Here is an 8,884-nt window from a genome sequence, read left to right on the forward strand (position 1 = left end):
GAACTGCAAGTGCTGATTATTGAAACGATACCGATGCTGCGCCGTGAGATTCGTCGCTGGCGGCAGGAAGGCAAGCGCATTGCGCTGGTGCCGACGATGGGCAATCTGCATGACGGTCACATGACGCTGGTAGATGAAGCCCGCGAACGCGCCGACATTGTAGTCACGAGCATTTTTGTTAACCCCATGCAGTTTGAACGCGCCGACGATCTGGCTCGTTATCCGCGCACGCTGCAGGAAGATTGTGAAAAGCTGAACCGCCGCAAGGTAGATCTGGTGTTTGCACCCGCGCCTGCCGCCGTCTATCCCAAAGGGCTGGAAGAGCAAACTTTTGTCGAGGTGCCGGGTCTCTCTTCACTGCTGGAAGGTGCCAGCCGCCCGGGCCATTTTCGCGGCGTCTCCACCATTGTCAGTAAGCTTTTTAACCTTGTGCAGCCCGATCTGGCCTGCTTTGGCGAAAAAGATTTTCAGCAGCTTGCGCTGATCCGCAAGATGGTCACGGACATGGGCTACGACATTGAAATTGTCGGCGTACCTACCGTGCGCGCGAAAGATGGCCTTGCGCTCAGTTCGCGTAACGGTTATCTGACCGCTGACGAGCGTAAAATTGCGCCCGCGCTCAGCCGCGTAATGAACAGCATGGCGGAAAGATTGTCCAATGGAGAACGCTATGTGGACGAGATTGTCGCTGATGCCGAGGCCGCGCTGGCTATCCTGGGCTTGCGTGCTGATGGTCTGGCTATCGTTGATGCAGAAACGCTGCTGCCGCTGACGGTAGAAAGTAAAACGGCGACGATCCTGATGGCGGCCTGGCTGGGTAAAGCGCGTCTTATCGATAACCAGCAGGTTGATTTAACCGAATAAAAATTGCCGGCACGCGCTGGTATTGATGGGTTTTCACCAGAGGTAAATGATGAACCGTACTATGCTGCAGGGCAAACTGCATCGGGTTAAAGTGACTCAGGCAGATCTGAACTACGAAGGCTCCTGCGCCATTGACCAGGATTTTCTGGACGCTTCCGGTATTCTGCAATATGAAGCGATTGATATCTACAACGTGACCAACGGCCAGCGCTTTTCTACCTACGCTATCGCCGCCGAGCGCGGTTCGAAAATTATCTCCGTTAACGGCGCAGCCGCTCGCTGCGCCTGCGAAGGCGATATTCTGATTATCTGTTCATACGTTGAGATGCCGGATGCCGAAGCTCGCACATGGCAGCCGAAGGTAGCCTACTTTGAAGGCGATAACGTGATGAAGCGCCTGGCAAAAGCCGTTCCGGTCCAGGTTGCCTGATCCACAGGCGGGGGATCACTCCCCCGCCCTTTTTTGCAGCTTACCCTCTCTTTTCCTGCCTGCTGGCTTACGCCTGTTTACTCTTACCCAATGGCTGCATTTCAATATTCTCCGTTACCGACTGTGGACGAGCAGCTGCGCTTTGCGGCGCTGGCCTTGCAGCTGGCGCAGACGTTGACGCCTGCGCGGTTTGTGCTGCGACCCGTGCGGCTGGCGTGGATGTTTCGGCCTGCACGGGTTGCGGTGTTGGTCGGGCAGCTGGCGTGGATGTTGAGGACTGTGCCGTTTGTGCTGCTGCCCGTGCGGCTGACGCGGATGTCGAAGCCGGTGTGGGTCGTGTTGTTGGCCGAGCGGCAGGCGTGGACGTTGAGGCCTGTGCGGTTTGTGCTGCTGCCCGTGCGGCTGACGCGGATGTCGAAGCCGGCGTGGGTCGTGTTGTTGGCCGAGCGGCAGGTGTGGACGTTGAGGCCTGTGCAGGTTGCATTGTTGGCCGTGCCGCTGGCGCGGACGTTGAAGCCTGCGCGGTTTGTGCCGCTGGTGCGGACGTTGAAGCCTGAGCGATGTGGGCCGCTGGCATTGCAGCTGGTGCAGGCGTGGAAGCCTGGCCGCCGTGTGTAACTGCCTGCAAAGGTATGGGTGCCGCAGGCTGTGGCTGAGGAGCAAACTGTCGTCTTATCTGCTCTCCCGCCCACTGATGAACGGAGGTTGCGGTATCAGAAACGTTGTTTTTCATTCTCCTCAGGCCATCGTCCAGTCTGTCGCCCGTCCTGACGGCGCTGTCCGCCAGTGAGTGAGCACCTTGCGCCATCAGGTCTTTGGCCTGTACCGCTTTATGTCCGGCTCCGGTCACGCCCTGCTGTAGCAGCTCCACGCTCTTATCTCTCAGCTCGCCGGTTTTCTGCCCGGCCAGGCTGTTCACCACTTTATCTGCCAGAAAATCGACCGCCTCATCGTTGCGGGTGGGTGCCGGCCCCGCTAACGCTCCGGCTACGCCCTGAAAAGCATAAGCCAGCGCGGCACCCACAAGGTTAACAGCCTGGTCTTTAGCAATTTCTTTGGGCGAGGTCAGTTCACCCGCGCCAATTCGCCCGGTTGCCGCATCGATTGCGGCAGAAGAAGCCGAGGTGACCGCCTCGCTCACGCCCGGATTACGGACAATGTTACGCAACGCGTTGTTTCCTGCCAGCGCCACTGCCAGCGCGCCAATTTCCGACACCATATTGCCGGAGGTAATATTTAGCGCGCCTTTCGCATAATTACGCGGCGTCATCAGGCTAAGCAGCAAGGTTTTTAATCTTTCCGCTCCGCCGGACGTCATCTGCTGCTTCACGCTGGTGTTTTTCAAAGACTCATACTGCGCTTTCCAGTCGGTACGCCCTAATAAGTATTCCGGGCCATGAGAAGCGCTGAACTTGTTAGTCAGTACATTTCCCGCCGCGCCTGCCGCCATACTCAGCACGTTGCTGGTATGCGACACCGCCTGGGGATTATTATGCGAAACCGTGGCGACCGTCCCTACCACGGCGTTACGGCCATCAAAGCCCAGGCCTCCCAGCGGAGCCAGTTTCAGGCTCTCTCCCAGTCCCTGGCGCTTTTTCAGCGCTTCCTGCATCTCAGGCTCCAGTTTTTCCGCATCGGCAGCCAGCCACATCGTATCCTTTACCACGTTAGCAAAAACCTTATCACCTACCGATTTGAGTACCATTGCCGTGGCCCCGTCGATCGCCCCCGCCAGGGCTTCCGATCCGGGCGACGTACCGGAGACGCCAGCCCCCAGCTTAAGTGCTCCCGACGCGTAGCCAGAAATAGCAAACGGAAAAGCCTTGACCGCGCCGCCTACCGCATCGCTGATGTAATCCATTTTCTGCGCTTTGGCCATGTTTGCAGCGATAGTTTCGGGCGTTTCTCCCATTGAATGCAGCTCGGCGGCACGATCCTGCACGATATCATTCATCCCGCTGCTGCCGGGGAAATAGTTATTCAGATGGGTGGCAATATCACTGATAGCCTGCTGACGCGCGGCATCTGCCGTGGCAACGGTAGATCCGGATGGGCCTGCGGTGGTGTGTCGGGCGCGCGGCCCGTGGCTGGACGACGCCTGCGCTGAAGGCTCGGAGGAGGTCGCCTGCCTAACGGTTGAGGGTAATGAATTAATACCGGCCATAAGTAAGTTCCAGGTTAAACAAGAAGATAACAGGCGCGCAGCCTGCCTGGTTTATCGTGATAACACTGGCCGTTCGGATACCAGAACAACGTATTCGCGATACGGTTGAGTGGCGATATGCGGGAGAGAGTTTGCGGCGAAATAAGGTTTTCTTATATTTAGTGATCGGTATCAAATAATTTCGGCTGGGAAATAGCACAAAGCAGAAGCTAAAAACGGGGTGTTTATCCCTTCCCGTTGCAGGAAGGGATAAAAGCTGAAGCTTAGGTTCGCAGACCTCTACCGCGCTGGATCAGCGCCCAGACCAGCATATAAAACACCGCGATAAAGGCCACCAGTACCGCCAGGGTAAACACCAGCGGCACGTCGGAAATGCCCAGAAAACCAAAGCGGAAGCCGCTGATCATATAGACGATCGGGTTCAGCTTCGACACCATCTGCCAGAACGGCGGCAGCAGCGTCAGCGAATAGAACACGCCGCCCAGATAGGTTAACGGCGTCAGCACAAAGGTGGGAATAAGGCTGATATCGTCAAACGTCCGCGCAAACACTGCGTTCAGCAAGCCCGCCAGCGAAAACAGGATCGCGGTCAGCACCAGCGTTACCGCCACCATCAGCCAGGAATGCACATGGAAAGGCACAAAAAACAGCGAGATAGCCGTCACCAGCACGCCTACGCAGATGCCGCGCGCCACGCCGCCACCAACGTAACCGGCAATAATGACGTGCGTCGGCACCGGTGCCACCAGCAGCTCTTCAATGTTGCGCTGAAACTTGGCGCTAAAGAAGGAAGATGCCACGTTGGCATAGGCATTGGTGATAACCGCCATCATGATCAGGCCCGGCACAATAAACTGCATATAGCTAAAGCCGTGCATATCGCCGATGCGTGAACCAATCAGGTTACCAAAGATAATAAAGTAGAGCGTCATGGTGATCACCGGCGGCACCAGCGTCTGGATCCAGATGCGGGCAAAACGGTTGATCTCTTTTCCCCAGATACTTTTCAGGGCGACCCAGTACAGATGTGTCATGCTTTTTCTCCTTTGCGACCGTTCACCAGGTCAACAAACAGCTCCTCAAGACGGTTAGCCTTGTTGCGCATACTTAATACTTTTACGCCCTGCTGGCTAAGCTGGCTGAAGACGCTGTTCAGTCCCTGCTCGCGCATGACTTCGACTTCCAGCGTTGACGTATCGACTAAGCGGTACTGAAAACCTTCCAGCTCCGGCAGCGGGCTTTTTGCCGCCAGATCGAGAATAAAGGTTTCCGATTTTAGCTTGGACAGCAGCCCCTTCATGGTGGTGTTCTCCACCAGCTGACCATGCTGAATAATGCCGATATTGCGGCAAAGCATCTCTGCTTCTTCCAGGTAGTGGGTCGTCAGGATAATGGTGGTGCCTTTGGCATTCAGATCCTGAAGGAAGCTCCACATTGAACGGCGCAGCTCGATATCCACGCCCGCGGTTGGCTCATCCAGAATCAGCAGCTTGGGCTCATGCATCAGCGCGCGGGCAATCATCAGACGCCGTTTCATCCCGCCGGAAAGCATGCGCGCCCGCTCGTTGCGTTTATCCCACAGGTCCAGCTGCTTAAGGTATTTTTCCGCTCGCTTCAGCGCATCAGCCTTTTCCACGCCGTAAAGGCCTGCCTGGCTGACCACAATTTGCAGCACGGTTTCGAACTGGTTGAAGTTAAATTCCTGCGGCACCAGGCCCAGCTGACGCTTGGCGTTGACCACGTCCTGCTGCAAATCGTAGCCAAACACCCGCACTTTACCGGCGGTTTTGTTTACCAGCGAACTGATAATGCCGATAGTCGTGGATTTGCCCGCCCCGTTTGGGCCAAGCAGCGCATAGAAATCACCCGCCTCTACGTTAAGGTCGATTCCCTTCAAGGCCTGAACGCCACCCGCATAGGTTTTGGTCAGTTTTTCGAGTTCCAGTGCATAAGTCATAGGTAAAGGATTGCCCTGTTTTGTATGGTTTTCTTGTTTAGCGTTTTAAATCACAGTTTGATGGCCTATATTACTGCCACGCATATCAAGTTATTGGCGCTATAAAAATGAAAGATATCGATACTCTCATTAGTAACAATCGCGAGTGGTCTCGCCTGCTGAAAGAAGAAAACCCGGCTTTTTTTGAAGGCCTGTCAGTGGCACAAAAGCCGCGTTTTCTCTGGATTGGCTGTTCTGACAGCCGTGTTCCCGCCGAACGTCTGACCGGCCTTGAGCCTGGCGAACTGTTCGTCCATCGCAACGTGGCTAACCTGGTTATCCACACGGATTTGAACTGCCTTTCCGTTGTGCAGTACGCTGTTGAAGTGCTGCAGGTAGAGCACATCATTATCTGTGGCCACTACGGCTGCGGCGGCGTCCAGGCGGCAGTTGAGAACCCGGAACTGGGCCTGATCAACAACTGGCTGCTGCATATCCGCGATCTGTGGTACAAGCATAGTTCTTCATTGAAACAGCTGCCGACACCGGAAGCGCGTTTTAACAAACTTTGTGAAATCAACGTGATTGAACAGGTTTATAACCTCGGCCACTCCACCATCATGCAGTCAGCATGGAAGCGCGGCCAGAATGTTAAAATTCACGGCTGGGTTTACGGTCTGCAGGATGGTCATCTGCACGACCTTGAGGTCGGCGCATCCAGCATGGACGTGCTTGAACAGCGCCACCATGATGGGATTGCTAACGCGCTGAAAGGCCTGCAAAACCCGAACTGATTTTCGGGCTGCATCATATATCAGGCCGGATAATCCGGCCTTAGTCGATCGTGCGGCAGAGGTTACTCTTCCAGCATCACCACGTGGCCTACATAAGGCAGATGACGATAGCGCTGGGCGTAGTCAATGCCGTAACCGACCACAAATTTATCCGGGATGGTAAAGCCGACATACTCCACCGGCACATCCACTTCACGACGTTCGGGCTTGTCGAGCAGCGTACAGATTGCCAGCGATTTTGGCTGGCGCAGGCTGAGGATCTCCCGCACTTTGCTCAGCGTGTTGCCGGAATCGATAATATCCTCCACGATTAACACATCCTTGCCGCGAATATCTTCATCCAGATCTTTCAGGATTTTCACATCACGCGTGGTAGACATGCCGCTGCCATAGCTGGAAGCCGTCATAAAATCGACCTCGTGCGATACCTCTATCTTACGGCACAGATCTGCCATAAACATAAAGGAACCGCGCAGCAGCCCCACCAGCACCATTTCGCTGCCGCTATCGCGATAGTTTTCGGTAATCTGCTGGCCCAGCTCAGCGATGCGTTTAGCAATCTCCTGTTCAGAGATCATGACTTCTACAGTGTGTTTCATAAATCACATATCTCACTGATTTTATTCAGTTAAAAACCATGTAAAGCGTGTATAAAAAGTGAATATTGGTACGCCGAATATCGCACAATCCAGTACAGCAGCGATAGCATGAGAACTTTTCCAGGCGGGGATTATATCAGGGATTCCTGTTACGGTCAGAAAGCCTAAAGAAGCCTGCCCGTAACCTGCTTTAAAACACAACCAACTTAATAAGAAGAAGCCAGCATTCATATTGCTTCTATAAAAAATGTAACTTAGTATGTCCCAAAAGACCCTGCATAATTAATGGTTTTTTATAACCGCAACAATTAACACCTGAAAATGAGAGTTCAGGGTCAGGTGTTTGTATAGCCTGATTTCTTTGACAAGGATTCGTCAATGCCGAGATTTTCTCTTCTCGATCTTTTGCGCTATAAAAGCGCTTACCTTGTTCCTCTCGCGCTCTTTGTCGCGCCGCTGCCGATGGCGCAGGCTGCTGAAATCAACGAGCCACTGCTTCTACACCAGCAGCGCCAGAAAGCGCTGGAACAACAGCTGACGCCGCCCGCGCCGGATGTGCGGCTTTCCCCGCCCTCTGCCGGTTTTGACCTGTTGTTTCCCGATGAAAAACCCTGCTTCCCGATTTCGCGGGTGAGCCTCAACGGCAACGACGCTCTGCCACACTGGCTACCTCTGCAACGCCTGAGTAATCAGGCCGCTGGTCGCTGCCTGGGCGGCAAAGGCATTAATCTGCTGATGAGCACGTTACAAAATCGCCTGATCGACCACGGCTATATCACTACTCGCGTGCTGGCTCCGGCGCAAGATCTAAACAGCGGTGAACTAAAGCTGACTATCGTGCCGGGCAAGGTTCGTAAGGTTATCCTGATGCCTGACAGCGGCCAGTATATTTCGCTGTATAGCGCTTTTCCGGTTCACGCCGGTGCGCTGCTGGATTTGCGCGATATCGAACAGGGGCTGGAAAATCTCCAGCGGCTGCCGACCGTACAGGCCAGCATGGAGATTATGCCGGGCGCGCAGCCGGGTGAAAGCGACGTAGAGCTGCGCTGGCAGCAGAGTAGAATGTGGCGCGTCGGCGCCTCGCTGGATGATTCCGGCACCCGCAGTACCGGTCGCTATCAGGGCGGCCTCACGTTCTCGCTGGATAACCCCTTTTCCCTCAGCGATCTGTTTTATATTTCCGCCAGCAGCAGCCTGGAAAAGCATCACGATAAAGGCAGCAGCAACCTGACCGGGCATTACTCGCTGCCCTTTGGCTGGTGGACCGCCGGGCTGACCGTTAACAGCTATGACTATCACCAGCTGGTGGCAGGGCTAAATCAGGACTACCGCTACAGCGGCAAAAGCCAGAACCTGAATTTTCAGCTGAGCCGCGTGCTGCACCGTAGCGGCAGCCAGAAAACCACGCTGAGCTGGGACATGCTGGCGAAGGAGTCGAAAAACTTCATTAACGATACCGAAGTCGAAGTACAGCGCCGCCGTACCTCCGCGTGGCGCGTTGGCTTACAGCATCGTCACTATATTGCGCAGTCCACGCTGGATGCCGGAATAAGCTGGCAGCGCGGCACCCGCTGGTTCGGAGCGCTTTCCGCGCCGGAAGAATACTTTGGCGAAGCCACCGCGCTGTCCAAAATTCTTCAGCTATCCGCGCAGCTGGATATTCCTTTTGCGCTGGGCCAGCAGCAGTTCCGCTACAACGTGCAGTATCAGCGCCAGCTCAGCAATACGCCGCTGACGCCACAGGAACAGTTCACTATCGGTAGCCGCTGGTCGGTGCGCGGTTTTGACGGTGAGCGCTCGCTAAATGCCGATCGCGGCTGGTTTGTGCGTAACGAACTGGCGTGGACAACGCCACTGCCGCAGCAGGCGCTCTACCTGGGCATTGACTATGGCGAAGTCGGCGGCAAAGGCACGGAAAACCTGGTCGGCAACCATCTGGCCGGTGGTGCCATCGGCCTGCGCGGACAGGCGTTTAAAACGGGTTATGAGCTGTTTGCGGCCGTGCCCTTTTCAAAACCGAACGGCTTTAAAACCGACCCGGTTTCGCTGGGTTTCAATCTCAACTGGCAGTACTGAATGAGCTGACAAGGACGCAGC

General features: G+C 55.2%; 8 protein-coding genes. 4 read left to right on the plus strand and 4 right to left on the minus strand.

Annotation, left to right across the window (positions count from 1 at the left end; genetic code table 11):
• Positions 1 to 9 precede the first annotated feature (9 nt).
• Complete coding sequence (gene panC, locus ACMGGR_RS16910; RefSeq protein WP_246758253.1) at positions 10 to 864, plus strand: pantoate--beta-alanine ligase; 855 nt, start codon at positions 10 to 12, stop codon at positions 862 to 864.
• Between the two features lie 49 nt (positions 865 to 913).
• On the plus strand, positions 914 to 1,294 hold the full coding sequence (gene panD / locus ACMGGR_RS16915; RefSeq protein ID WP_246758660.1) for an aspartate 1-decarboxylase: 381 nt from the start codon (positions 914 to 916) through the stop codon (positions 1,292 to 1,294).
• A gap of 67 nt (positions 1,295 to 1,361) precedes the next feature.
• Here panD and ACMGGR_RS16920 read toward each other — a convergent pair whose 3' ends face one another.
• From ACMGGR_RS16920 to ACMGGR_RS16930, 3 genes are all read right to left on the minus strand, one after another.
• Positions 1,362 to 3,458, minus strand: coding sequence for a hypothetical protein (locus ACMGGR_RS16920; protein ID WP_414147393.1), 2,097 nt, complete (start codon positions 3,456 to 3,458; stop codon positions 1,362 to 1,364).
• Between the two features lie 263 nt (positions 3,459 to 3,721).
• The gene (locus tag ACMGGR_RS16925) at positions 3,722 to 4,492 is read right to left on the minus strand and encodes an ABC transporter permease (protein WP_246758251.1); all 771 of its coding nucleotides are present in this window, start codon (positions 4,490 to 4,492) and stop codon (positions 3,722 to 3,724) included.
• Positions 4,489 to 5,415, minus strand: coding sequence for an ABC transporter ATP-binding protein (locus tag ACMGGR_RS16930; RefSeq protein WP_414147394.1), 927 nt, complete (start codon positions 5,413 to 5,415; stop codon positions 4,489 to 4,491). Before ACMGGR_RS16930 ends, ACMGGR_RS16925 begins: the two co-directional genes overlap by 4 nt.
• 107 nt (positions 5,416 to 5,522) lie before the next feature.
• Here ACMGGR_RS16930 and can point away from each other — a divergent pair, with 107 nt between their 5' ends.
• On the plus strand, positions 5,523 to 6,188 hold the full coding sequence (can, locus tag ACMGGR_RS16935; protein WP_246758248.1) for a carbonate dehydratase: 666 nt from the start codon (positions 5,523 to 5,525) through the stop codon (positions 6,186 to 6,188).
• Between the two features lie 62 nt (positions 6,189 to 6,250).
• On the opposite strand, the gene hpt is transcribed toward can, so the two are convergent.
• A complete protein-coding gene (gene hpt / locus ACMGGR_RS16940; RefSeq protein WP_246758247.1) occupies positions 6,251 to 6,787 on the minus strand; it encodes a hypoxanthine phosphoribosyltransferase in 537 nt (178 codons plus the stop codon).
• Between the two features lie 462 nt (positions 6,788 to 7,249).
• Between hpt and ACMGGR_RS16945 the strand changes: the two genes are divergently transcribed.
• Positions 7,250 to 8,863 (plus strand): ShlB/FhaC/HecB family hemolysin secretion/activation protein, encoded by a 1,614-nt coding sequence (locus ACMGGR_RS16945; RefSeq protein WP_414148984.1) that lies wholly within the window; start codon positions 7,250 to 7,252, stop codon positions 8,861 to 8,863.
• Positions 8,864 to 8,884: the final 21 nt, after the last annotated feature.

Origin of the sequence: Erwinia sp. BNK-24-b, assembly GCF_047456155.1 — a bacterium.
GTDB lineage: Bacteria > Pseudomonadota > Gammaproteobacteria > Enterobacterales > Enterobacteriaceae > Erwinia > Erwinia phyllosphaerae.

What these genes read in the sequence shown, in the direction of transcription:
- can (WP_246758248.1), top strand. Translation starts at nt 5,523, where the DNA reads ATGAAAGATATCGATACTCTCATTAGTAACAATCGCGAGTGGTCTCGC.
- ACMGGR_RS16925 (WP_246758251.1), bottom strand. Translation starts at nt 4,492, where the DNA reads ATGACACATCTGTACTGGGTCGCCCTGAAAAGTATCTGGGGAAAAGAG.
- ACMGGR_RS16930 (WP_414147394.1), bottom strand. Translation starts at nt 5,415, where the DNA reads ATGACTTATGCACTGGAACTCGAAAAACTGACCAAAACCTATGCGGGT.
- ACMGGR_RS16920 (WP_414147393.1), bottom strand. Translation starts at nt 3,458, where the DNA reads ATGGCCGGTATTAATTCATTACCCTCAACCGTTAGGCAGGCGACCTCC.
- hpt (WP_246758247.1), bottom strand. Translation starts at nt 6,787, where the DNA reads ATGAAACACACTGTAGAAGTCATGATCTCTGAACAGGAGATTGCTAAA.
- ACMGGR_RS16945 (WP_414148984.1), top strand. Translation starts at nt 7,250, where the DNA reads ATGGCGCAGGCTGCTGAAATCAACGAGCCACTGCTTCTACACCAGCAG.
- panD (WP_246758660.1), top strand. Translation starts at nt 914, where the DNA reads ATGAACCGTACTATGCTGCAGGGCAAACTGCATCGGGTTAAAGTGACT.